The 25,437-nt window shown below is 30.9% G+C and carries 17 protein-coding genes; 9 read left to right on the top strand and 8 right to left on the bottom strand.

Going from position 1 to position 25,437, the window contains the following annotated elements:
• Window positions 1–10: 10 nt before the first annotated feature.
• The 5 genes from ACYPV9_RS00290 to ACYPV9_RS00270 all read right to left on the bottom strand — a co-directional run bounded on the left by ACYPV9_RS00290 (window position 11) and on the right by ACYPV9_RS00270 (window position 9,098).
• Window positions 11–2,293, bottom strand: a complete 2,283-nt coding sequence (locus ACYPV9_RS00290) for an NADP-dependent malic enzyme (protein WP_299064664.1) — start codon at window positions 2,291–2,293, stop codon at window positions 11–13.
• Window positions 2,294–2,385: 92 nt separating this feature from the next.
• Entirely contained in the window at window positions 2,386–4,122 is a 1,737-nt protein-coding gene (locus ACYPV9_RS00285) for an alpha-amylase family glycosyl hydrolase (protein ID WP_459741209.1), read from the bottom strand.
• 4 nt (window positions 4,123–4,126) lie between these two features.
• A complete protein-coding gene (locus ACYPV9_RS00280) occupies window positions 4,127–5,068 on the bottom strand; it encodes a carbohydrate kinase family protein (protein WP_299064162.1) in 942 nt (313 codons plus the stop codon).
• Entirely contained in the window at window positions 5,061–6,371 is a 1,311-nt protein-coding gene (locus ACYPV9_RS00275) for an MFS transporter (protein ID WP_459741208.1), read from the bottom strand. The genes ACYPV9_RS00280 and ACYPV9_RS00275 overlap by 8 nt, the downstream gene beginning before the upstream one ends.
• Window positions 6,372–6,470: 99 nt before the next feature.
• Window positions 6,471–9,098 (bottom strand): TonB-dependent receptor domain-containing protein, encoded by a 2,628-nt coding sequence (locus ACYPV9_RS00270; protein ID WP_459741207.1) that lies wholly within the window; start codon window positions 9,096–9,098, stop codon window positions 6,471–6,473.
• Between the two features lie 178 nt (window positions 9,099–9,276).
• Here ACYPV9_RS00270 and ACYPV9_RS00265 point away from each other — a divergent pair, with 178 nt between their 5' ends.
• From ACYPV9_RS00265 to ACYPV9_RS00255, 3 genes are all read left to right on the top strand, one after another.
• Complete coding sequence (locus ACYPV9_RS00265) at window positions 9,277–10,302, top strand: LacI family DNA-binding transcriptional regulator (protein ID WP_459741206.1); 1,026 nt, start codon at window positions 9,277–9,279, stop codon at window positions 10,300–10,302.
• Between the two features lie 126 nt (window positions 10,303–10,428).
• Window positions 10,429–12,903: a DUF5686 and carboxypeptidase regulatory-like domain-containing protein gene (locus ACYPV9_RS00260; RefSeq protein WP_459741205.1), complete on the top strand. Its 2,475-nt coding sequence runs from the start codon at window positions 10,429–10,431 to the stop codon at window positions 12,901–12,903.
• A 9-nt stretch (window positions 12,904–12,912) separates the two neighbouring features.
• Window positions 12,913–13,155, top strand: a complete 243-nt coding sequence (locus ACYPV9_RS00255) for a MoaD/ThiS family protein (RefSeq protein ID WP_459741204.1) — start codon at window positions 12,913–12,915, stop codon at window positions 13,153–13,155.
• Window positions 13,156–13,158: 3 nt separating this feature from the next.
• Here ACYPV9_RS00255 and ACYPV9_RS00250 read toward each other — a convergent pair whose 3' ends face one another.
• Complete coding sequence (locus ACYPV9_RS00250; protein ID WP_299064156.1) at window positions 13,159–13,431, bottom strand: DUF3817 domain-containing protein; 273 nt, start codon at window positions 13,429–13,431, stop codon at window positions 13,159–13,161.
• A gap of 40 nt (window positions 13,432–13,471) precedes the next feature.
• On the opposite strand from ACYPV9_RS00250, the gene ACYPV9_RS00245 reads away from it, so the two are divergent.
• Window positions 13,472–13,948, top strand: coding sequence for a molybdenum cofactor biosynthesis protein MoaE (locus tag ACYPV9_RS00245; protein ID WP_459741203.1), 477 nt, complete (start codon window positions 13,472–13,474; stop codon window positions 13,946–13,948).
• Window positions 13,949–13,981: 33 nt separating this feature from the next.
• On the opposite strand, the gene ACYPV9_RS00240 is transcribed toward ACYPV9_RS00245, so the two are convergent.
• The gene (locus tag ACYPV9_RS00240; RefSeq protein ID WP_459741202.1) at window positions 13,982–15,004 is read right to left on the bottom strand and encodes a COX15/CtaA family protein; all 1,023 of its coding nucleotides are present in this window, start codon (window positions 15,002–15,004) and stop codon (window positions 13,982–13,984) included.
• Window positions 15,005–15,426: 422 nt separating this feature from the next.
• Between ACYPV9_RS00240 and ACYPV9_RS00235 the strand changes: the two genes are divergently transcribed.
• The 5 genes from ACYPV9_RS00235 to ACYPV9_RS00215 all read left to right on the top strand — a co-directional run bounded on the left by ACYPV9_RS00235 (window position 15,427) and on the right by ACYPV9_RS00215 (window position 23,572).
• Window positions 15,427–16,398: a ribonucleotide-diphosphate reductase subunit beta gene (locus ACYPV9_RS00235; RefSeq protein WP_299064153.1), complete on the top strand. Its 972-nt coding sequence runs from the start codon at window positions 15,427–15,429 to the stop codon at window positions 16,396–16,398.
• Between the two features lie 136 nt (window positions 16,399–16,534).
• Window positions 16,535–18,934 (top strand): ribonucleoside-diphosphate reductase subunit alpha, encoded by a 2,400-nt coding sequence (locus ACYPV9_RS00230; protein WP_079737911.1) that lies wholly within the window; start codon window positions 16,535–16,537, stop codon window positions 18,932–18,934.
• A 76-nt stretch (window positions 18,935–19,010) separates the two neighbouring features.
• Window positions 19,011–19,520, top strand: coding sequence for a TlpA family protein disulfide reductase (locus ACYPV9_RS00225; protein ID WP_459741201.1), 510 nt, complete (start codon window positions 19,011–19,013; stop codon window positions 19,518–19,520).
• A gap of 18 nt (window positions 19,521–19,538) precedes the next feature.
• Entirely contained in the window at window positions 19,539–20,876 is a 1,338-nt protein-coding gene (locus ACYPV9_RS00220) for a deoxyguanosinetriphosphate triphosphohydrolase (protein ID WP_459741200.1), read from the top strand.
• Between the two features lie 50 nt (window positions 20,877–20,926).
• The gene (locus ACYPV9_RS00215) at window positions 20,927–23,572 is read left to right on the top strand and encodes a T9SS type A sorting domain-containing protein (RefSeq protein ID WP_459741198.1); all 2,646 of its coding nucleotides are present in this window, start codon (window positions 20,927–20,929) and stop codon (window positions 23,570–23,572) included.
• Window positions 23,573–23,622: 50 nt separating this feature from the next.
• Here ACYPV9_RS00215 and ACYPV9_RS00210 read toward each other — a convergent pair whose 3' ends face one another.
• Window positions 23,623–25,389: a 1-deoxy-D-xylulose-5-phosphate synthase gene (locus ACYPV9_RS00210; protein WP_459741197.1), complete on the bottom strand. Its 1,767-nt coding sequence runs from the start codon at window positions 25,387–25,389 to the stop codon at window positions 23,623–23,625.
• Window positions 25,390–25,437 lie beyond the last annotated feature (48 nt).

The raw sequence follows: 25,437 nt of genomic DNA, 5'->3' as shown, positions 1-25,437 counted from the left end.
ATACTATTTTTTATTTGTTGTTTCTTTTTTCTTTTTGTTGCGCATCTACAACAGCTAAAGCTGCCATGTTTACCATCTCATCTACACTAGAACCTAATTGTAAAATATGTACCGGTTTGTTAAAACCTAAAATTACGGGTCCAATAGATTCTGCACCTTCTACTTGCTTTAATAATTTGTAAGTAATATTTGCAGATTCTAAGTTAGGAAAAATTAAAACATTTACTTTTTTACCATTTAGTTTAGAAAACGGAAATTCTTTAGCAAGCATTTCAGAATTTAAAGCAAAATCTGCTTGTACTTCTCCGTCTATTACTGTTTCTGGAAAGTGACGATGAATGTAAGATACCGCTTCTCTAATTTTTTTAGAAGTTTCAGAACTAGATGATCCAAAGTTAGAATAAGACAACATTGCAATATTTGGTTTCATACCAAACATGTTTACAAACTTACCTGTCATTTGCGCAATTTTTGCCAATTCTTTAGCTGAAGGATTTTGGTTGATAGTTGTATCTGCTAAAAACAAAGGACCTTGTTTGGTAAGCATTAAGTTACAAGCTGCAATTTTTGTTACATCTTTGTCTCTTTCTATTAACTCTAGCATTGGTTTTACAACCGTAGGGTAAGGTCTAGAATAGCCCGTAATTAAAGCATCTGCTTCACCTTCGTTTACCATCATAGCTGCAAAATAATTACGTTCTCGCATTAATTTTTTAGCTTCAGAAAAGGTTCTACCTTTTCTTTGACGTGTTTTCCAGTAAGCTTCTCCAAAACGGATTCTTCTTTCTTTTTCTTCGTCTGTTTTAGGATCTATAATTTGCACATCTGCAGTAAACCCGATTTCTTCTTTAAGTTCTAGAATTACTTCTTTACGTCCTAATAAAATTACTTTTCCTAATTTTTCTTCGTGAACTCTTTGTGCTGCTTTTAAAACATCTAAATGATCTGCTTCTGCAAAAACCACGCGTTTAGGATTACTTTTTGCTCTGTTATGTAAAAGTCTAATTTCTTTACTACCAGATCCCGAACGCTCCATTAATTCTTCTCTATATCTATCCCAATCTGAAATTGGTTCTAAAGCTACACCAGAATCCATTGCTGCTTTTGCAATTGCTGGTGGAATTTCATAAATTAATCTTGGGTCGAATGGTTTTGGAATGATGTATTCTCTACCATAAGTTAAACTTACTTCATCATACACAATATTTACTTGCTCTGGCACAGATTTTTTTGCCAAATCTGCCAAAGCATGTACTGCTGCCATTTTCATTTCTTCATTAATTTTAGTAGCTCTAACATCTAAAGCACCTCTAAAAATAAACGGAAAACCAAGTACATTATTAACTTGATTAGGGTGGTCTGATCTACCCGTTGCCATGATAATATCTTTTCTTGTAGCTATGGCAACATCATATTCTATTTCTGGTTCTGGATTTGCCATTGCAAAAACAATAGGGTTGTTTGCCATTGATAAAAGCATTTCTGGCGAAACTATGTTTCCTTTAGATAAACCAATAAATACATCAGAATCTTGCATTGCTTCTTCCAACGTATTAAGATCTCTATCGGTTGCAAATTCTTCTTTTTGAGAAGTTAAGTTACCTCTATCTTTTCTAATTACTCCTTTGCTATCGCACATTACAACATTTTCTCTTTTTACACCTAATTTTAGGTATAAACGAGTACACGAAATTGCAGCGGCGCCAGCACCATTTACTACAATTTTTACTTTACTAATGTCTTTTTCTGTAATATCGATGGCATTTTTTAAAGCAGCTGCAGAAATTATTGCGGTACCATGTTGGTCATCGTGCATTACCGGAATGTCTAATTCTTCTTTTAGCCTTCTTTCGATTTCGAAAGCTTCTGGTGCTTTAATATCTTCTAAATTAATTCCTCCAAAAGTAGGAGCAATTGCCTTAACCGTTTGTATAAATTGATCTACGTCTGTAGCGTCTACTTCAATATCAAAAACATCTATATCTGCAAAGATTTTAAAAAGTAATCCTTTACCTTCCATTACAGGTTTAGAGGCATCTGGCCCAATGTCACCCAAACCTAAAACTGCCGTACCGTTAGATATTACAGCTACAAGGTTTCCTTTTGCAGTATATTTATAAACGTTATTTTTATCTTTTGCAATTTCTAAACAAGGTTCTGCTACACCAGGAGAATACGCTAAAGCTAAATCGTGCTGTGTTGCGTATTTTTTTGTAGGAACAACCGCTATTTTTCCTGGTTTTGGTTTTGCATGATATACTAAGGCTTCGTGTCTTTTTCTAGAATCACTCATATAATATTTGTTTGCTTGTTTAAGCATACAAAGATAGGGTTTTCAATGAAAGACCATATTAAATATCAAAGAATAATAGATTCTAAAGATGTTTAAAAAACTAGTTCTGTATTCTTATTCTTTTCTGAATAATTAATCGAAAAATTTAAACTACTTAAGTTGGCAGATAATCTTGCGAATTCATTGTTGTTTGTCCAAGTAATTTCTAATTCATTTTCTTTGGTATTACTACAAGATATTTCACCTAAAAAAGCGCTAGAAGTATTTCTTAAACGCATCAATTTAAGTTGGTTTTTAACAATATCTTTTTTTAGACCTTCTTCGATATCTTTATTTGAAAGAGTTGTTCTATTTATTTCTTTATGTCCGCCACTTCCGCCTTTATCTGCAGCGGCGTAATTATTTTTACCTGCAAAAATATCTAAATACCAAACCTGAGGTATACCTGGCATAAATAATTGAATTGCTCTAGCTAATAATAGTTTTTCTTCACTTTCGCCTAAAGCACTAAAGAACGTGGCGTTTATTTGATAATATGATATTTTTTTTCCTGAAGGATCATATAAATTCTTAACTCTTCCGCCTCTTTCCATAATTGTATTCATTATGGTTTCAATTTCGACATCTTCTAATAAACCTTTATTGTAGGCTCCGTTAACCTCTTTACCTTTTAAATCTAAAACAGGTATACCATCGTGGCAACCTAACATGTTTACAGTTTTGTAATTTTTAGTTATAATTTCATGTATCCAAGTTAAAAGCGCTTTGTTATTTGCTTTTTCTAAAGTATGAATCATTAAGCCAGGTAAGAAAAAATCATAAATTTGATAGGATTCTTTTGCGACTTCATCATGTAAATTTAAACCGTATTCGGCATGAATTTCTGGTAATAAAATCAGGTCGTTTTTTTTAGCAATTTCATTAATTCTATCTAAATAGGTCCAAGTGCCAGGTTTGTTAAAAAAATTTGTTTGCCCTATTTCTTTGTGTAGGTAAGCAAAAGCATCTAATCTTAAAATTTTACAACCAAAACTTTTAACTTTTGCCAAAGTTTCTTCGTAAAACTGCCAAACTAGTTCAGATTTGGCATTTACATCCATTTGGCCTAAATAGGTTGCTTTTTGGTTTATAAAATTTAAAATTTTGTTTTTTGATCCATCAAAGGCATCAAAATTAATAGTTGATAAATCTTGATTATCATCTATTGCTGCATTAATTTTTGCTGAAATTACTGTTGCTTTTTCTACAGGTAAACCAGTTATTTTAGATATTTCTTCAGAAGAAATCTTATGATATGTTACATCTTGATAAAAAGTGTTCCAATAAGGTTTTTTTGTGCCATCTGGAAAAGGAACTTTTAAAATCGGTAGTCCAGATTTTCTCATGAACAATTTATCTAAAAATTCTTTTTTAGGAATTATTATATCATTTTCATTTTTTGTTCCGTTGTTTTCCCAAAAAGAATTCCAATTGATAAAAAAGTCTTTGTATTTAGATTTTTCTCCGTGTTTTAGCAAGTCTTTAAATTGAGGTGAAGCTACAGATAAATGATTTAATACAATATCAAATTTTAGCATTATGTTTAATTCTTCTAATGCTTTTAGGTCGTCTTTCGAAACTAAATCTTTATTTAAATTGTAATCGATTATAGAGAAACCTCTGTCTAAATCACTATTAAAAAATGTTGGCAATATGTAGAATAAAGAGAAAACATCTTTAAACTCTGGCATTTTAAGCATGTTAATAGTGTCTGCTAATTTCTCTCCAATACTATCCGGATATGCGTTTAACATTACTCCGTTAAAAGTTTTATTTTCTTCTAGCTTCATTCTTTTATTGCTCTAAAAGTTTAGATAAAATATTAATATTGTCTGGTAATCTACCTACGTTTTGTAATTTTAAAGCTGCAAGTTTTAAGGCAACTTCTAAGCATTCTTCTATTGGTTTTTCTTTTATATAAGCAAATAAAAAACCAGACCAAAAAGCATCTCCAGCACCTGTGGTATCCATAACTTTGTCAACTTTAATAGCCGGTAAAGTAATTACTTTTTTGCCTTTTTGAGATAATTTAACACCGTCTTGCCCTAAAGTTAAACAAACAGTATCTACATTTAAATCATGAAAAAATGTAAAAATTTGATTATGAGGAAGTTCTTTTTCAAAAAGGCGTAGCATATCATCTTCGCTAATTTTTATTAACGGATTTAATTTACAGTAAGCTTCTATTACTTTAAAAGCTTGATCTCTACTTTCCCAAAGTTTTTTTGCATAATTTAAGTCGATGCTTAGTTTACAGCCTAATTTATAAGCTTCTTCTGCCTTTTTTAGAATTGTATTTTGCGCGGGTTCTTTACTTAAAGCAAAGCATGTTGTGTGAAATATTTTCGAATCTAGAAGTGTTTCTTTAGAAATTTGATCTTCAGAAATATACCTGTCTGCATCTCTAAAAGGAATAAAATCTGGTGTTCCATCAGATTTTGAAACAAATATTACACTTGTTGGCTTATTCTCTAAAACTTTTATGTTTTCTATATTAACACCAACTTCTTTTAATCTTTTAAAAATGTATTCTCCAAAACCATCGTTACCAACAGTAGAAACCATAACGGGTTTTAATCCTAATCTAGCAGCATTCATTGCAACATTTGTAGGAGAACCTCCAAGATATCTGTGGTAATCTCTAGTGTTATTAATTAAAACACCAGTTTGATGGCCAATAAAATCTACTAGTACTTCGCCAACGCATAAAATGTCTATATTTCTGTTGTTATCCAAAATTTTGTTTTTTTAAATTGCTTTTACTTTTAATAAAAAGCGTAAAGATTGCACTGATAATTAGTAAAACACCTGCAAATGTTATTGCGTTTCGAGGGTCGTTATTTAAAAAGTTTTTTAAGATATAACCAAAAGATAGCGTTTGAAATATCATGGGAATTACAATCATCATGTTTATGATACCCATATAAACACCATATCTTTCTTTAGGGATATCTGCTACTACCATTAAGTAAGGAATACCCATCATACTTGCCCATCCAATACCAAAACCAGTTATTGCAAAGAATAATAAGTTTTTATTTTCTATATGCGGAAAAGCTAAGAAACCTATTGCAGCAATTATTAAACAGAAAGCATGTACTTTTTTAGGACTGAATTTTTTTGCAAAACCAACCAATGCAAATGCTACCAAAAATGTAACAACGTTATACCAACCGTTTACCAAACCTGTCCAACTTACAGCTTCGCTATAGGCTTCTTTATTTTCTGGTGTGGCGTTCCAAACAGAAAGAGCAACACTTTTAGATGAATTTTGCCAATAACAAAACAATGCATACCACTGAAATAAATAAACCAAAGCTAATTGCCACATTACTTTTGGCATGTCTTTAATGGCAGAAAAAATTTCTATGAAGGGCTCTATAACACTTTTCTTTTCTTTAATTTTTTGTAACTCTTCTTCTGTTGGCGGAATCTCTTTTGTTTTTTTGATACTCCAAAGAATAGTTGCAATAGAACAGAAGGCACCTAAAAAAAACGATGCATACACCCAAGTTGGTAACGAACCTGTTGTACCAATAAAAATTAGCGGAAAAATAAATAAAGATAAATTTGCTAAAACTTGTCCTAAGCCTGTGAAGAAACTTTGCATTTGAAATCCTAAAGGCTGTTGTTCTGTGTTTAATTTGTCAGCAATAAGAGCTCTGTAAGGCTCCATTGCGGTATTGTTACCTGCGTCTAAGATCCATAAAAGTCCGGCTGCCATCCATAGAGAACTACTAAAAGGGAAAGCAAACAATGTTAAACTACATAAAATTGCACCAATTAAAAAATAAGGTTTTCTCCGTCCGAATCTTGGGCTCCAAGTATTATCGCTTAATGCTCCTATAATTGGTTGTACTAATAAACCAGTTACAGGGCCAGCAAGGTGTAAAATTGGAATTTGATCTGGGCTAGCACCTAAAAAATCGTAAATTGGGGTTACTGCACTTTGTTGTAGACCAAAACTATATTGAATTCCAAAGAATCCAACATTCATATTTAATATTTGCCAAAAACTTAGGCGAGGTTTTTTTAACATTAGTGTTTTAATTTTTAAATGACTTTTAAAAAAGAAGAGGACCAACTATAAAAACGTTGGCCCTTTTCTTAATAACCAAACTTACTATTAACTCAAACTTTAAAAACTATATTGTAATGTCATTGTTGTAGATCTACCAGAAATTGTTCTTGCTGCAGCTAAACCACCAGCAATGTTACCGTTTCCTTCTACTTCTGTAACACCTATTGTATCAAATAAATTATTAGCGTTTACGCTTAGAGATAACCCTTTTGTTAAACTTACTTTAGCTACTGCGTTTACGTATGCGTAACCTGGCATAACTAAATCGTTATCATCTTGTGCGTAAGATTCTGATGTACCTAGAACTGTAACTCCTAATAAATGTTGTTTACTAGTACCAAAAGAATATGTAGGTGCTAAATTATAAACAAAATCTGCTTGTCTTCTTGGTGTGTTTCCTTGATTAGCACCACCATCAATTTCTGCTTTTGTATAAGTAACAGAACCGTTTATACCAAAGTTTCCAAAACTTAATGCAGATTCTACTTCTAAACCTAAAGCTTTAAAAGGGTTTCCTACTGTTCTGTTTAATTCATTACTAATACCTTCATCTGTATTACTTATAAAACCAGTTACGTTTAAAACACCATTATTTAATCTCTTTTTTAAACCTAATTCAAACTGAGAGATTTCATCAAATTGAACATCTCCTAAACCGTCTGTTCCGTAGTTATTTCTATCGGCTGCTCTACCAGAAGCACCTTTGCTGTATCTACCAAAAACTGCTGCACCATCGTTAATTTTATAGTTTAAACCTGCAGAGTAAGAAACAAAATTATAGTTGTCGCTAATTGCTTGCCCTGGGTTACCAGCTATAGTTGGTATTGTAGATTCAAAATCGCTAATTTCACCATCACTATCATAATCAAAACCAATTAAATCTCCGTTTGCATCTAAATTACTTAATTGACCAGAGTTGATAGAACCATTAACATTTACATTTTCAAAACGAATACTTCCATCAAAATTTAATTTCTCAGAAATTTCTGCATCTACACCAACATACGGAGAATTTACATTATGAACTGTATTGTATTTTCTTTGACAACAGTTGCCCCAAACTGGCTGACCATAAGAGTAAGCACCACCTTCAGAAAATCCTTCGAAAATACCAAGTCTAGCTTTACCGTCTCCTGCTACTTCTGAAATAGCAGAGCTCCATTGCCAACCAATTTTTGTATTTTGAGTTGCAGAGAACATACCTACGGTAACTCCTATATTGTCGTTTATTGCTTTAGTAACTTTTACATCACTAAAAAAGTTACTCAAATCTTCAATAGTAACATCAAAGTATCTAATGTCTTGTGCTAATCCGTTTGCAGGATTAAATGGTGTTCCGTCTTTGTAAGTTAGAGCGCCAGTTGCACCAGAAGCACCTCTAACTAAAGCTTCTATTTCTGCTACAGTACCTACGTTAGCTGTAAAAGGAGCGTTCCATTGCCCAGAGTTGTTAGAATATCTTGCTTTACCATTTACTTTCCAATCATCACCTAAATCAAAAGAAAATTCTGCACCAATCGCCGAACTTACAGGATTGTTACCGCTTCTCATATCGTTTTGGGTAGGATTTCCATCGTAAACACTATATGTATTCTGAATATTTACAGAGTGAGGAGAATCTGAAGTAATATCAAAACCAGGCAAGTTTCCAAAAGTTGGGTTTGCATTTGTACCCGTTAAACTTACTGGCATTGGCATGTACATAACTGTTTTGTCATTTAAATATTTGAAATAAGTACGAACATATCCGTTTTTAAATTCTTTAGTTATATTGGCTTTAATTTGACCTCCTTTATTGCCTTGGTAGCCAATGTTTCTTGGGCCTTCACCAACTCGCATAAAACCACCAACGTGGTAATACAAATCTTCGCTAATTGGTGTACCATATTCAAAGTCTAATCTACTAGATTGAAAATCTAAACCGTAAGTTGCGCCAATTGTACCACCTTCTGTTCTACCGGTTTTACTAATCATGTTTATAATACCTGCAGGCCCATTAGAAGTTTGTGTAGAAGCAGAACCACCTCTAATTGCTTCAACTCTACCTACATTAGAATCTATACGTAAAAAGTTATCTGCATTACCAAAAGAAGTGTCTCCAAACAACATTAAAGGCAGGCCATCTTCTTGTAACTGTAAATATCTAGATCCACCAGAAGAAACTGGTACACCACGTACATTAAAGTTTGCGTTACCTTCACCACCAGAAGATTCTGCACGAATACCAGGTATGTTTCTAAAAAGTTCACCTGCAGATCTTGGTGATGCTTGTTCAATTTGTTTAATACCAACTGTAGAAACAGAAATACTAGATTCTATTTTAGATTTTGGATTTACAACACCAGTTACTATAATTTCGTCTAATGATTGTGCATTTTCAATAATAACGATATTTAAAACAATTTTAGAAGAATTTAAATTTACCTCTTTTGTAAAATTGTCGAAACCTAAAGAAGAAGCTACTAATGTATAAACACCTTCTTTAATGTTTTTAATTTCGTAATTTCCATCAAAATCAGAACTAGTACCAATTGTTGTTCCTTTTAAAATGATGTTTACACCAGGAATTAATTCTCCGTTCTGGTCTTTTACGGTACCAGAGATGCTAGATTGTGCTAATAATGTTGATGTCCCTGCTAAGAACAACATTAAAAGTAAACCTTTAAGATTTGTTAGTTTTTTCATTTTTTTGATTGTGAATTTAATAATTAGATAATTGTTTTTTTAGTAAAGTTAAAATTTTGCTTATTTTTTTTATCAACTTACCAAAACGAAAACGTTTTCGAATTGTCGAAAAGGTTTTCGTTTTGCAAAATAGTGTTATATTTGATTACTAATTTAATATAAATCAATAGGTTAAGATTTGGTAACTTTAAAACAAATTGCAGAAGAGTTAGGTATTTCTATTACAACGGTTTCTAAAGCGTTAAAGGATTACCCAGATGTTAGTAAGAAAACGAGAAAACGTGTAAGAGAAAAAGCAGCATTGTTAAATTATAAACCAAATTCTTTTGCAGTAAACTTAAGAACTAAAGAATCTAAAACAATTGGTTTGATTATTCCGGTGGTTGTACATCACTTTTTTTCATCTGTAATTAAAGGTATTATTGCACAAGCAGAAAAGAAAGGATATCTGGTTATTATACTACAATCTAATGAATCGTATGAATTAGAACAAAAGCAAATTGATTTATTATTAAGAAAGAGGGTTGATGGAATTCTAATTTCACTAGCAAATGAAACATCAGATTTTACGCACTTAAACCAAGTTATAAACCAGCAAACACCACTGGTAATGTTCGATAAGATAGCTAAAATTGTAAAATGTTCTAAAGTTATTATTGATGATAGAAAAGCAGCATATACTGCAACACAGCATTTAATAGATATAGGATGCAAGAAAATTGCTCATTTTAGAGGTCCTTTGTTACCACAAAATTCTATAGATAGATATTTAGGATATAAAAAAGCTTTATTAGATAATGGTTTAGAGTTCGATGCTTCTTTGGTTTACACCTGTGAGTGTGGTGATATGAGTTTTGAAGAAGGAAAAACCAATGCAAAACAACTTTTAAAAGATCATGATGATGTTGACGGAATCTTTATAAATACAGATTTGGTTGCCATTGGTGCCATGACAGAATTTACTGCTCAAGGTATCAAAATACCTCAAGACATAAATATTGTAGGTTTTAGTAATTGGTTTATGGCTTCAGTTATATCACCAAGTTTAACAACTATCAATCAACCAGGTTTAGAAATGGGTAAAAAAGCTTTTAAATTATTATATAAAGAAATTAAAAATAGAAAGGAAAATAAGTTAGTAACTCATAAACAAGTAGTTTTAGATACAGATTTAGTAATTAGAGATTCAACTAAAAATAAATAAGCAGGCAACCATTTACATAAAATTGAAGTCTAATCTTTTGTGAACATTTTATGTTTCGTTTAACAAATATTAAACATTTGCTAATTATTTAAAAATTAAGTTTGTAGCAATCAACCCAAACTATTTATGAAAAAAATTACGTTTATTTTATTTTTATGCACAGTATTTTCTTTACAAGCACAAGTTAAAGGAACTGTTACAGATCAAAAAGGAGATCCTTTATCTTTTGTAAGTGTCTATTTAAATAAAACAATTACAGGTACTACAACTAATGAAGAAGGTAACTATCTTTTAAACCTTAAAAAACCCGGAAAGTATACCATTATTTTTCAGTTTATAGGTTTTACAACTTTAAAAAAAGAAGTAACAATTTCAAGTTTCCCTTTTGAATTAAATGCAGTTTTAAAAGAAGAAAATGTACAATTAAACGAAATTGTAATCTCTACAAAAGACAATCCTGCAAATAGAATAATTAGAAATGCTATTAAAAACAAAGATAAGAATACAGAAAAGTATTCAAATTACACAGCCAAGTTTTACTCTAGAGGTTTAACTAGAATTAAAGATGCACCAGAAAAATTTTTTGGACAAAGTATGGGAGATTTTGGTGGAGGTTTAGATTCTACAAGAAGCGGAATAATCTATTTATCTGAAACGTTTTCTAATATATCATTTCAAAAAAAACCTAAAAAATTTAAAGAAAAAATTGTTGCATCTAAAGTTTCTGGGCAAGATAATGGCGTAAGTTTTAATAGAGCAGAAGAGTCTAATTTAGATTTATATGAAAACAGTATCGAAATTTTTAATGGTTTAGTTTCTCCTATTTCTACCAACGCTTTTACGTATTACAACTATAAATTGGTAGGAACATTTTATGATAAAAATCAAAAATTAATTAATAAAATTAAGCTTTTACCTAGGCGTAAAAACGATAGAGTTTTTGAAGGGTTTATTTATATTGTAGAAGACGATTGGGCATTGTACGGTATAGATGTTACCACAACAGGTGCGCAAACCAACATACCAATTGTAAATACTTTAAAAGTAACACAAGGCTTTAATTATTCCGAAGAAATTGATGGTTGGGTTTTAATAAATCAAACTTTAGATTTCGATTTAAATTTTCTTGGTTTTAAACCTAGCGGAAAATTTTCTTACACTTATTCTGATTATAATTTTAAACCAAATTTTACAGAAACTACTTTTACAAATGAGGTTTTATCTTTTGAAGAAAGTGCTACAAAAAAAGATTCTTTATTCTGGAACAAGTTAAGACCAATTCCTTTAACATTAGAAGAAGTAACAGATTATAAAGTAAAAGATAGTATTAAGACTCTTAGAAAATCTAAAAAGTATTTAGATTCTATTGATGCAAAAGGTAACAAGTTTGGTTGGTTAGATCCTATAACTGGGTACAGTTTTAATAACACTTTCGAAGATAAATCTTTTTCTTACAATGGGCCATTATTAAGAACAGGTTTTAACACGGTACAAGGTTTTTATACAGGTGTAGGTTTTAATTATTTTAAATCTTTAAATGATACAGGGAAGTGGTGGAGTGCAGGTGTAAATGCTAATTACAGTTTTTCTGAGAAAAAAATTAGACCAACTATTTATTTTTCTAAAAAATGGAATAACATTTCTAGACCAAGAATATTGGCAAAAATTGGTGTTACAACTCCGCAGTTTAACGAAAGAAATCCAATATCTAGGTTAAATAATTCTTTAAGTTCTTTAATAAGTAACCTTAATTATTTAAAAATTTACGAGAAACAAGCTGCAGAAATTACGTATTCTCAAGAAATTAAAAACGGAATTTACTTTTCTGGAACTTTAGAGTATGCAAATAGAAAACCGTTATTTAATACCACAGATTTTTCTTGGGCTTCTGCAGATAAAAACGGTGGTTATACCTCCAATAATCCTTTAGATAAAACAGATTTTACACAAGCGCCTTTTAAAGAGCATAGAATAGCAACTTTAGATTTAAGAACAAGATTTGTTTTTGGGCAAAAATATTTAACGTATCCAGATAGCAAGCAAAACGTAGGAAACAATAAATATCCGTCTGTTAGTCTTCGATACAGAAAAAGATTTGGGGCTTCTAATTCCGAATTAAATTCTGATGTATTTATTACAAATATTAATCAGTTTATTAACGCAGGTAATTATGGTAATTTTAAATACAGTTTAAGAGCGGGAATTTTCTTAAAAAAGAAAAATATTGCTTTTATGGATTATCTACAACCAAACGGAAACGAGTTAACATATCCTCTTAAAACAAGCGGAATAGGTAGTTTTGGTTTGTTAGATTATTACAAGTTGTACTCTAATGATAAATATGCAGAAGCGCATTTAGAACATAATTTTAGAGGTGCGATTTTAGGTAAAATTCCGTTATTAAATAAGCTAAACTTTTATTTAGTAGCAGGCTCTAAAGCAATGGTTATGGCAGATGCAAAACCATACACAGAATATTCTGTTGGTTTAGATAATTTAGGTTTTGGTAAGTGGAGGTTTTTAAGGTTAGATTATGTAATGTCTAACTATAATGGCGTGTCAGAAAATGGCTTTTTATTTAGATTTAGCCTTTTTAATTAAAAAATATAGATGAAAATAAAAACACTTTTTTTTGGAATTACTTCTGATTTAGTAGAAGAAAGCCAACTAGATTTCGATGTGAAAAACAACCTGTCAATCAAAGATTTTAAGCAGTTTTTGATTGAGAAACATCCGTCTTTAGAAAATATAAATTCGTATGCAATTGCCGTAAATGAAGAATATGCAGAAGAAGATTTATTATTAAAAGAAAACGATATTGTTGCTATTATTCCGCCAGTTAGCGGAGGTTAGTAGTTATCTTAAATATTTTTTATCCACATAAAAAGTACCAAAAGGAATCACAGAAGCAATTAAGACAATAGCCAATGTTTTATTGTTCCAGTTCATTTCTTTTTTAATAACAATAGCTAAAACAACGTACAACATAAATAAGATTCCGTGTGGCATTCCTAACATTTTTACATAAGAAGCATCGCCTTGTAAATACTTAATAGGTGTTGCTATAAAAAGTAAAAGTAAATAAGAAACCCCTTCTAACAAGCTAATAATTCTAAAGACACTTTTCATTTTTTTTGAAGTATAAAATATTAGTTTGCAAAGATACATTATGAATTATTATTTTTGCTATGAGCATATAACTTGTTTCGAGATTTTAAAAACCATGCAAAGAACTTCAATAAAAATTACATCAGAAAAATTAGATTTAAATGCTTGTTATGCTTTTGTTGAAGATGATTCTTGCGGCGGAATATCTGTTTTTGTAGGAACTGTTAGAAACGATACCGAAGGTAAAGAAGTAAAAAAGCTAGATTTTTCTACATATAAACCGATGGCGCTAAAAGAAATGCAAAAAATTGCAGATTTGGCACTCGAAAAATTTGATGTTAAAAAAGTTGCTGTTCATCATGCAGAAGGCGAATTACAAATAAGAGACATTCCGGTTATAATAGCAGTTTCTTCAAAACATAGAAAAGCAGCTTTTTTAGCGTGTGAATTTATTATAGACACTTTAAAAGAAACCGTACCAATCTGGAAAAAAGAACACTTTTCTGATGGCGAAGTTTGGGTAAACGCGCATCCTTAAATCAATTATTCTTTTAAAACAATGCGTTAATTGTTAGTTAGTTGTCGTTTTTCGACTTTGTAGCCATAAATAAAATTGTAAACCAAATAAAATTGCTCCTGCTAATAAATGTACTGCTTGTGTACCAAAAGGAATTTCTGCGTAATACATTAAAATACCAGAAATTACTTCGATAAAAATTAGGGCAACAATCCAATTTACTAATTTATAACCAAGGCTTTTACTTTGGTTTATGTAAAACATTCCGAAGTTTACCAACACAATTGCAATAGTAAAAGATCTATGAAAGTAAAATTTAAAACTAGGATTCATTAAACTATAATTTTTGTTTTCGAAACCATATAACTTTACTTGCTCATCAATAAATTGTCTTACTTGGGTTCCCATCGCAATTTGAATCAAAGAAAAAATTACAGAAACTATAAGTAGCTTGTTAAAAACAGAGTTGTATTTAAACGTTGTTTTTTTATCAGAAACAATAAAATTTAATTTTAATAAAAGAGCTATAATTAATAAGCCAACAACCATATGAATGGTAATGATTGTAGGTGTTAAATTGGTGTCTACTACAGTTTTACCCAACCAAGCTTCAAAAAGCATCAGAAAAAAGGCGCCAAAAGCTAATAAAGTAATTCGTTTGTCTTTTTTTCTATTTTTAAAAGCGCTGTATATTAAAAATAGAAAAACAAAACCTGCTAAAACAGACGCAAGCCTGTTGATGTATTCTGTCCAAGTATGGTACTTATTAAATTTTGCGTAATCGTGTTTTGTATAATTTTTCCAGTTATTAATATTAAAGTCTGTGGCAGTTTGTATATCTTCTTCTGCAACAAATAAAACTTCGTCTTTAATAATTATAATTCCTTTTTTATAATTGGTGTTTGGCTGCCATGTAATTTGTTCTTCGGATGTTGGTGGTATGTAATAACCAAAACATTTTGGCCAATCAGGACATCCCATGCCAGAACCTGTCATTCTAACAACAGAACCTGCTAAAAATATTAAATAAACAGAAATTATAGCAATTTGTACAATTTTTGGAAACCTATTTTGCATTGGAAAAGTCTTTTTGCAAAGATACCTCAAAAATAAAACAGCAAAAAAAAATTAAACATTCTTCTGTTATCTTTAAAAATTCTAAATAACAGTTTTTATAAATATTAAAGCATAACAAAACGATCAATTTTAGAGCCGAAGTCAGAAATAAAATTGAATAAAAAAACTTTTAAAAATATGGTTTTAAGAATGTCAATAGTAGCAGTGGTTTAGCTAAATTTTGTCTTTTAATAGGTTGATTTTTAATAAAATAAAATAGTGTTAAAATTTTACGAATATCATAAATTTTAACTTTTTGTTAAAAACTTCAAGGGATTTGTGAATAAGTATAACTTTCATTTTGGAACAAAAAACCCAATCTTTGTAGGAGTCGTTTTCACGATTAAATAACAAACAATAATTCTCAAAAAGCTTTATAAAAAATGTCTGTATTAGAACCTATTTTGCAACCAAATGACAACCGTTTTGTAATTTTTCCTATTCAACATGATGATTTGTGGGAGTGGTATAAAAAACAACAAGCTTGTTTTTGGACTGCAGAAGAAATAGACCTTACTGCAGATCTTGTAGATTGGACTACAAAATTAACAGATGACGAGCGTTATTTTATAAAGCACATATTAGCTTTTTTTGCTGCGTCAGACGGTATTGTAAACGAAAACTTAGCAGAAAACTTTGTAAATGAAGTACAGTATTCTGAAGCTAAATTTTTCTATGGTTTTCAAATAATGATGGAAAACATTCATTCTGAAACATATTCTTTATTAATAGATACTTATGTGAAAGATGAAGTAGAAAAAGATAATTTATTTAGAGCTATCGAGGTTTTTCCGGCAATTAAGAGAAAAGCAGATTGGGCTTTAAAATGGATAGAATCTGATTCTTTTGCAGAGCGTTTAATTGCTTTTGCAGCCGTAGAAGGTATTTTCTTCTCTGGCGCTTTTTGTTCTATCTTTTGGTTAAAGAAAAGAGGTTTATTACCAGGTTTAACTTTTTCTAACGAATTAATTTCTAGAGACGAAGGTATGCACTGTGATTTTGCGGTACACTTACACAACAACCACATGGTTAATAGAGTGCCAAAAGAACGTATTACAGAAATTATTGTAGATGCTTTAAATATAGAACGTGAGTTTGTTACAGAATCTTTACCTGTTAGTTTAATTGGTATGAATGCCAAATTGATGACGCAATACTTAGAGTTTGTTACAGATAGATTGTTGTTAGAATTTGGTTGTGATAAAGTTTACGATGTAACAAATCCTTTCGATTTTATGGAAATGATTTCTTTAGAAGGAAAAACTAATTTCTTCGAAAAAAGAGTATCAGAATACCAAAAAGCCGGTGTAAAATCTGGTGGTACAGGAAGTATTAGTTTCGATTCTGATTTTTAATTATCAGAATACAAATAGTTAACGCCTTTTATTCTTAAGCGTTAATTCATACAAAATAAAAGTAGTAAAAGAGTATCCTAAAAAAATTGGACGTTTTTGTGGGCTCTAATAATTAATAAAAAAACCAAATAATAAAATGTTTGTACTAAAAAGAGACGGTAAAAAAGAGCCGGTGATGTTCGACAAAATCACGGCAAGAGTAAAGAAAATGTGCTACGGGTTAAACAAAATTGTAGATCCTGTAAAGGTTGCAATGCGTGTAATTGAAGGTTTATATGATGGTGTAACAACATCAGAATTAGATAATTTAGCTGCAGAAACTGCCGCTACAATGACAACTGCGCACCCAGATTATGCAAAATTAGCTGCTAGAATTGCTGTTTCTAACTTACATAAAAACACTAAAAAATCATTCTCGGAAACTATGGATGATTTGTATACGTATGTAAACCCTCGTACAAACAAAAAAGCACCATTATTGGCAGATGAGGTATATAACATTATCAAAGAAAATGCAGAAAAATTAGATTCTACTATTATTTATAATAGAGATTTTAATTACGATTATTTTGGTTTTAAAACATTAGAACGTTCATATTTATTAAAATTGAACGGTCAAATAGCAGAACGTCCACAACACATGTTAATGCGTGTTTCTATTGGTATTCATAAAAATGATATTGATGAAGCAATAGCTACTTATGAGTTAATGAGTAAAAAATATTTTACACACGCAACACCAACTCTTTTTAACGCAGGTACACCAAAACCACAAATGTCTTCTTGTTTCTTATTACAAATGCAAGATGATAGTATTGAAGGTATTTACGATACATTAAAACAAACTGCAAAAATATCGCAATCTGCAGGTGGTATTGGTTTGTCTTTACACAATATTAGAGCTACAGGTTCTTATATTGCAGGTACAAACGGTACATCAAACGGTATTGTGCCAATGTTAAAAGTTTTTAATGATACTGCTCGTTACGTAGATCAAGGTGGTGGTAAGCGTAAAGGTTCTTTTGCAATGTATTTAGAACCTTGGCATGCAGATATTTTCGACTTTTTAGATTTAAAGAAAAATCATGGTAAAGAAGAAATGCGTGCTAGAGATTTATTCTACGCAATGTGGATTTCTGATTTATTTATGAAACGTGTAGAACAAGATGCAGATTGGACATTGATGTGTCCTCATGAATGTCCGCATTTATATGATACATATGATGAAGAATTCGAGCGTTTATACACAAGTTACGAGGCAGCCGGAAAAGGTAGAAAAACAATAAAGGCACGTGAGCTTTGGGAGAAAATTTTAGAATCTCAAATCGAAACAGGTACGCCATATATGTTGTATAAAGATGCAGCAAATAGAAAATCGAATCAGAAAAATTTAGGTACAATTCGTTCTTCAAACTTATGTACAGAAATTATGGAGTATACAGCAGAAGATGAGGTTGCGGTTTGTAACTTGGCTTCTATTGCTTTGCCAATGTTTATTTCTGAAAGAGAAGGCGGAGAAAAATACTTTAATCATAAAAAATTATACGACGTAACTAAAAAAGTAACGCGCAATTTAGATACAGTAATAGACGCTAATTTTTATCCTGTTATAGAAGCAGAAAACTCTAACTTTAGACACAGACCGGTTGGTTTAGGTATACAAGGTTTAGCAGATGCGTTTATACAATTACGTTTACCTTTTACAAGTGATGAAGCTAAAAAACTGAATCAAGAAATTTTTGAAACGATGTATTTTGCAGCTGTAACTTCTTCTATGGAAATTGCAAAAGCAAAAGAGCCTTACTCTACTTTCGAAGGTTCTCCAATGTCTAAAGGAGAGTTTCAGTTTAACATGTGGGGAATTAAAGATGATGAGTTAAGCGGAAACTGGGATTGGGCAAAATTACGTAAACAAGTAATGAAGCACGGTGTTAGAAACTCGTTATTAGTTGCGCCAATGCCAACAGCATCTACTTCTCAAATATTAGGAAACAATGAAGCTTTTGAGCCTTACACATCTAATATTTATACAAGAAGAGTATTGTCTGGTGAGTTTATTGTAGTAAACAAACACTTATTAGAAGATTTAGTAGAATTAGGTTTATGGGACAACGATATGAAAGAAAGTATAATGCGTGCAAACGGATCTATACAACATATCGAAGAAATTCCTGCAGAATTAAGAGAGTTATATAAAACTGTTTGGGAAATGAGTATGAAAGATATTATAGACATGGCGCGCCATAGAGGATATTTTATCGATCAATCTCAATCTCTAAACTTATTCTTAAAAGATCCAGATTATGGTAAATTAACTTCTATGCATTTCTATGCTTGGAAATCTGGCTTAAAAACAGGAATGTATTACTTAAGAACAAAATCTGCGGTAAATGCAATTCAGTTTACAGTTTCTAAAGAAAAGAAAGCACAAGTTATAGAAGAAGAAAAACCAATGAGCGCTGCAGAATTTAAAGCTATGGTAGATGCTTCTAAAAACGGAGCACCAGACGACGATTGCTTAATGTGTGGTTCTTAATTTTTGATAAAATATAATCAATAAGAGAAGTCGAAAGGCTTCTCTTTTTTTATTGTATTTTCGAAGAAATTTTAAAATGAAAAAAGCTTTTTTATTATTGGCTATAGTTTTAATCTCTTTTTCTTGTAAAAAAGGTAAAGAAGTAGATACGCAAAAAATTAATAAAGAAACTTCAGAAACATTTATCAATTTTGATAAATATACTTTTAACACAACAGAGAATACTAGAGAAAAAATAACCTTATCTAAAGAAAGTATGTATATTTTAGATTTTTGGTATTTAGAATGCGAGCCGTGTGTAAAACAACATAAAGAGATTAGAGAATATCAGCATATACTTGCTAAAAACAATATAAAAGTCATTGGTATTTCTATTGATAGAAGCCAGAAAAACTGGAGAAATTATTTAAAAAAACATCAATATAACTGGCAAAATTACAATCAGTTTCAAGAAGAAAATGATTTAAAATACGACTTAAATATTAAATTTTTTCCAAGATATTATTATGTAAATGATAAAGGATTTATTTTGCGAAAATTTAATTCCTTCAAGCAAGTAATCAATTATTTAAAAATAAAAAAATAGCCCTAAAATTAAAGTAGAATGAACTGGGAACAACTCCTTTCTTTAAAGCGCTTTGGCGATACTCAAAAAAGACCTAGAATTGCACAAGATGAAACACGATTAGGTTTTGATGTAGATTTTGACAGAATTATTTTTTCATCTGCATTTAGAAGTTTACAAGACAAAACACAAGTAATTCCGTTATCTGAAACAGATTTTGTACATACGCGTTTAACGCATAGTTTAGAAGTATCTGTAGTTGGTAGAACGCTTGGTAGAAGAGTTGGTAAAGCCTTATTAGAGCGTCATCCTAACTTGGTAGATTTAGGTTACACTTTTAATGATTTTGGTGCAATAACTGCCGCTGCGTCTGTTATGCACGATATTGGGAATCCGCCATTTGGTCATTCAGGAGAAAAAGCAATTGGTGAGTATTTTAAAACGGGTAAAGGTGTAAAATATAAAAATGAACTGTCGGATAAAGAATATCAAGATTTAATCGATTTTGAAGGAAATGCGAACGGATTTAAAATTTTAACCGAATCTAGAAAAGGAATTTCTGGTGGTTTAAGATTAAGTTATGCAACCTTGGGCGCATTTTTAAAATATCCTAAAGAGAGTCTTCCTAAAAAGCCAACAAACCATATTGTAGATAAAAAATATGGCTTTTTTCAATCAGAAAAAGAAGCATTTTTAGATGTAGTAAAAGATTTAGGAATGCTCGAAAAAAAATCTGACGGTATTTCTTTTTTCAGACATCCTTTAGCTTATTTAGTTGAAGCTGCAGATGACATTTGCTACACAATCATAGATTTTGAAGACGGAATAAACCTTGGCTTAATAGACGAAGAATTTGCTTTAGAATACATGATTAAATTGGTAAAAGATACAATCGATATTAAAAAGTACCATTCTTTACAACATAAAACTGATAGAGTTAGTTATTTAAGAGCTTTAGCAATTGGTGTTTTAATTAACGAAGCAGTAACAATTTTTTTAGACAACGAAGAAGCAATTTTAAATGGTACGTTCGAAAAATCTTTACTCGACAAGTGTAAGTATGAAGCTCAAATTAACGACATAATTAAAATAAGCGTTTCTAAAATATACAAAAGCACAGAAGTGGTAGAAAAAGAAGTTGCTGGTTATAGAATTATTGCAGATTTATTAGACGTTTTTGTAACAGCTTTAAATAATAAGTTTGACGGTTGCTCATCAAATTTTGACAACTTGGTTTTAAATTTATTGCCAGAAGAATACAAAACAGAAACAACTAATTTGTATCATAGGATTATGCAGGTTTGTAGTTATGTTTCTAGAATATCAGATAGTTACGCCATACGAATGCATAAAAAACTAACTGGTAATATTATATAAAGCTATTAATAATCACTAAATTTGATGACTTTTTTAAAGAAATTATAAATATGAATAAAAAATTATCTTTTTCTATTTTGGCAATTGTTGCCATTATAACTGTTGTTTTAGTAAATTATAACTCAGAAACAGAGTTTGAAAAAAAACAAAAAGAATATGCCGAGTACTTGGCAAATCATCCATATGCTAAAAGAGCTCCTTTAACTAGAGAAGAAATAAAAGCAATGCCAAAAAAAGATCGACCAGATTTAGCATTTGAGCAAGATTTTTTAAGAACTATGGATCCGAATACTAAAAAGTTGCATCAAGATAGATTGGTAAAAGCTTTAAAATATGGTAAAAAGGTAAAACAAGAATTTAGCTCTAAATCTGCAACAACTTTTAATTGGGAGTCTAGAGGTCCAAAAACTGTAGCAGGAAGAGTTAGAGCAATGATGTTTGATCCTAATGATACCGAAAGTAAGCGTGTGTTTGCTGGTGGTGTAAGCGGTGGAATTTGGAAAAATGAAGACATTACAGATGAAAATTCACCTTGGACTATGGTGAATTCTGATATGTCAAATTTTGCTATTTCTGCAATGGATTATGATCCTGTACAGAACAATACATTTTATGTTGGTACCGGAGAAGGTTGGGGAAATGTAGATGCAGTAAATGGTGCAGGAATTTGGAAAACAACAGATGGTGGTTTAACTTGGAATAATTTAGCAGCCACAACTGGGTTTGAATATGTTTATGATTTAATAGTTAGAAATGAAGCTGGAGTTGGTGTTGTTTATGCGGCAATGCAAGATTTAGATGGTGGTCAAGGTTCTGGTATTTTTAGATCTGCAGATGGTGGTTTAACTTGGAATAGAGAATCTTCTGGAGCTTATAGAGATTTAGAATTAGCTTCAGATAACACAATTTGGTTAGGTGATTCCTCTGGGACAATTTACTCATCTACTAATGGATTAACCTTTACTCAAAGATATAGATCTTCATTGTCTTCATTAGGAAGAGTAGATATAGCAGTTGCTCAATCAAACTCTAATGTAGTTTATGCAATGATTGCAAGTGCTAATAGATTGGGTGAAATTGTAAAAACTACAAATTCAGGAAATACATGGACGTCATTGTCTAATACTCCAGAAGATTCTGGAGATTCATCGATACCAGATAGTGATTTTACAAGAGGTCAGGCATGGTATGATTTAATAATTCAAGTTAACCCAACAAATGAAGATGAGGTTTATGTAGGTGGTATTAATATTTTTAAAAGTCGAAATGGTGGTGATTTTTGGTTTAAAGTCTCTAGTTGGGATTTAGATAGAGATAACTCTGTGAAGTTTGTTCATGCTGATCAACACAATATTGTTTTTAGACCAAATACTGACGGAATTATTTTTTCAACTGATGGAGGTATGTTTTATGGAAAAAGATCATCAGACTTACCATTTGGTAGTTTAGAGGCTAGAAATTTAGATTTTAATGTTACCCAATTTTATTCTGGCGCGATTGATCCAGTAAACACAAATGCTTTTTTAGGTGGTGCTCAAGACAATGGTACTAATTATTTGTTTGAATCTGGTTTAAGTAATTCTACAGAGCTATTAGGTGGTGACGGAGGCTTAAGTTTTATAGATCAAACTGCAGTTAATACTCAAAGAGGTTTATATTACATTGCTTCAACTCAGAATAATAATTTTTATTTATATGATTTTTCTAATTCCGAAACTAGACCAAGAGTTACAACATTGGTTAACAATGGAAATGCAAGTTTTATAAATCCTGCTGATTATGACAGTGAGAACAATATTTTTTATTCTTTTAATGAAGATAGTTCTATCACTAGAGCAATATTAAATCCTGATTATCAAAATCAAAGTTTTATAACTAGAGATACAATTGTTGTTCCTTTTTTGTTTGATATAAATGTTACACATATTAGAGTTTCATCACATAACAAATCTGATAGAAAGGTTTTTTTAGGAACTCAAGATGGAAGAGTTGTCTACATTAATGCGAATGATGATACCTCGAAAACCTTAGGAACTCCATCTATTACAGGTTCTGTTTCGTCTGTAGAACTAGGTGCTTCCGACGATGAAATTCTGCTAACATATTCTAATTACGGAGTAAAAAGTGTTTGGTATACTATTGATGGTGGAGATAACTGGAAGGATGTTGAAGGTAATTTACCTGATATTCCTGTAAGGTGGTCTTTATTCAATCCTTTGGATAGAAAAGAGGTTTTATTAGCTACTGAGGCCGGAATATGGAAAACAAGTGATGTAACTGCAGAAACAGTTGTTTGGGAACCTGCATCTTCTGGAATGGGAAATGTTAGAGTAGATATGCTACAGTATAGAGCATCAGATAATTTAATCTTAGCAGCTACACATGGTAGAGGAATGTTTACAGCTAACTTTACTGACAACACAGCTTCTGTTGCAGATGTTATAAATAAAGACAAAGTTTTTACTATTTATCCAACAGTTTCTGAAGGAGATTTTACAGTTTTTGCTAAAAACACTTTAGGTAAAGTGAAAATAAATATTTTTGATACTGCAGGAAGACAAGTTTATAGTTCTAGTTTAGATTTTAGTGTAACTGAAAAACAACCAATTTCATTAGATATTAATTCAGGAATTTATATTGTAAATTTAGTAGATAAGAACAATAACAAATCTTCTAGAAAAGTTATAATAGAATAATTTTATAAAGTTTATAATTTAAAAAACGGCACTAATTTTAGTGCCGTTTTTTATGCTCTATTAAATCTAAAAATTAAACTATCAATATCTAAATTAAGTGTTTGTTGTAGTTTTGTTACACTACCATGTTCAATAAAATTATCTGGTATACCAAGTATTTCTACTTTATTTTGATATTCATTATCTGCCATGAATTCTAAAATAGCAGTTCCAAAACCTCCTTTTACTGTTCCATCTTCGATAGTATAAATATTCTGATATGTTTTAAATATTGTATGCAAAGTGTTTTCATCTAACGGTTTAACAAAGCGCATATCATAATGAGAAAAACTAGAAGGTAGATCTACAAATTTTAAAGCCTCAGTAACATTTTTAGCAATTGTTCCAATAGATAAAATAGCCGTTTTGTTTCCTTTTTGTAAACAATAACTTTTAGCGATTTCAATTTTTTTGAAAGGCTGTTTCCAGTCGATAATATTGCCAGTTCCTCTAGGGTAACGAATTGCAATTGGATTTTTTAATCCTAATTGAGCAGTATATAATATGTTTCTTAGTTCAATTTCATTTCTAGGAGCAAAAATAATTAAATTAGGAATTAATCTTAGATAAGCTAAATCGAAAACACCGTGATGTGTTGCGCCATCTTCACCAACCAAACCAGCTCTATCTAGGCAAAATATAACAGGTAAATTCTGTATAGCAACATCATGAATTACTTGGTCGTACGCTCGTTGTAAAAATGTAGAATAGATATTACAATATGGTATTAAATTTTGAGTAGCCATACCAGCAGCCAATGTTACTGCATGTTGTTCTGCAATACCAACATCAAAAGTTCTGTTAGGGTATTTTTCTAACATTAACTTTAAAGAACTACCCGTTAACATGGCAGGTGTAATACCAACAATTCGTAAATTTTTATCTGCTAGTTCTACAATAGTTTGTCCAAAAACATCTTGATATTTAGTATATAAACTTTTCTCTTTTAGAATTCTTTCTCCAGAAATTTTATCAAATTTACCGGGAGCATGGTACGTAACTTGGTCTTCTTCTGCTTTTTGTAAACCTTTTCCTTTTGTAGTAATTACGTGTAAAAATTTTGGACCTTTAACAGATTTCAAGCGCTCTAATTCATTTAATATTTTAGGTAAATCATGTCCATCAATCGGTCCAGAGTAATCGAAGTTTAAAGCTTTTATAATATTATTTTGAGCTGCTAATTTTTTATCGCTTTTTACTTTTGTTAAGTATTCTTTTAAAGCTCCAACAGCAGGGTCGATACCAATTGCATTGTCATTTAATATAATTAACAAATTAGCGTTAGAAACACCAGCATGGTTTAAAGCCTCAAAAGCCATACCGCTAGCAATAGAAGCGTCTCCAATAACAGCAATATGTTGTTTTTCGGTTTCTCCTTTTAAGTTAGATGCTATTGCCATTCCTAAAGTAGCAGAAATGGATGTAGAAGAATGTCCAACACCAAAAGTATCAAATTCACTTTCTTTTCTTGCCGGAAAACCAGCAATTCCTCCAAATTGTCTATTGGTATGAAAAACGTCCTTTCTTCCTGTTAAAATTTTATGACCGTATGCTTGATGCCCAACATCCCAAACTAGTAAATCATCTGGAGTTTCAAATAAATAATGTAAAGCAATAGTTAATTCTACCACGCCTAAACTAGCACCTAAATGGCCTTCTTTTGTGGCAACAATATCAATAATAAATTCTCTTAACTCTTTTGCGAGTTGAGGTAGCTGACTTTGATTTAATTTGCGTAAATCTTTTGGGTTTGATATGTTATCTAACAAATTTGTCATGAGAATGCAAAAATACAATTTAACTTTTTGTAATATTGATTTTTATAT

The organism is Polaribacter sp. OB-PA-B3, from assembly GCF_054589375.1.
This window is presented reverse-complemented; position numbering and strand designations above follow the sequence as displayed.

Bases quoted from the DNA above. Each gene is read 5' to 3' on its own strand.
- ACYPV9_RS00290 (WP_299064664.1), bottom strand. From the start codon at position 2,293: ATGAGTGATTCTAGAAAAAGACACGAAGCCTTAGTATATCATGCAAAA.
- ACYPV9_RS00285 (WP_459741209.1), bottom strand. From the start codon at position 4,122: ATGAAGCTAGAAGAAAATAAAACTTTTAACGGAGTAATGTTAAACGCA.
- ACYPV9_RS00275 (WP_459741208.1), bottom strand. From the start codon at position 6,371: ATGTTAAAAAAACCTCGCCTAAGTTTTTGGCAAATATTAAATATGAAT.
- ACYPV9_RS00270 (WP_459741207.1), bottom strand. From the start codon at position 9,098: ATGAAAAAACTAACAAATCTTAAAGGTTTACTTTTAATGTTGTTCTTA.
- ACYPV9_RS00260 (WP_459741205.1), top strand. From the start codon at position 10,429: ATGAAAAAAATTACGTTTATTTTATTTTTATGCACAGTATTTTCTTTA.
- ACYPV9_RS00255 (WP_459741204.1), top strand. From the start codon at position 12,913: ATGAAAATAAAAACACTTTTTTTTGGAATTACTTCTGATTTAGTAGAA.
- ACYPV9_RS00250 (WP_299064156.1), bottom strand. From the start codon at position 13,431: ATGAAAAGTGTCTTTAGAATTATTAGCTTGTTAGAAGGGGTTTCTTAT.
- ACYPV9_RS00245 (WP_459741203.1), top strand. From the start codon at position 13,472: ATGAATTATTATTTTTGCTATGAGCATATAACTTGTTTCGAGATTTTA.
- ACYPV9_RS00240 (WP_459741202.1), bottom strand. From the start codon at position 15,004: ATGCAAAATAGGTTTCCAAAAATTGTACAAATTGCTATAATTTCTGTT.
- ACYPV9_RS00235 (WP_299064153.1), top strand. From the start codon at position 15,427: ATGTCTGTATTAGAACCTATTTTGCAACCAAATGACAACCGTTTTGTA.
- ACYPV9_RS00230 (WP_079737911.1), top strand. From the start codon at position 16,535: ATGTTTGTACTAAAAAGAGACGGTAAAAAAGAGCCGGTGATGTTCGAC.
- ACYPV9_RS00225 (WP_459741201.1), top strand. From the start codon at position 19,011: ATGAAAAAAGCTTTTTTATTATTGGCTATAGTTTTAATCTCTTTTTCT.
- ACYPV9_RS00220 (WP_459741200.1), top strand. From the start codon at position 19,539: ATGAACTGGGAACAACTCCTTTCTTTAAAGCGCTTTGGCGATACTCAA.
- ACYPV9_RS00215 (WP_459741198.1), top strand. From the start codon at position 20,927: ATGAATAAAAAATTATCTTTTTCTATTTTGGCAATTGTTGCCATTATA.
- ACYPV9_RS00210 (WP_459741197.1), bottom strand. From the start codon at position 25,389: ATGACAAATTTGTTAGATAACATATCAAACCCAAAAGATTTACGCAAA.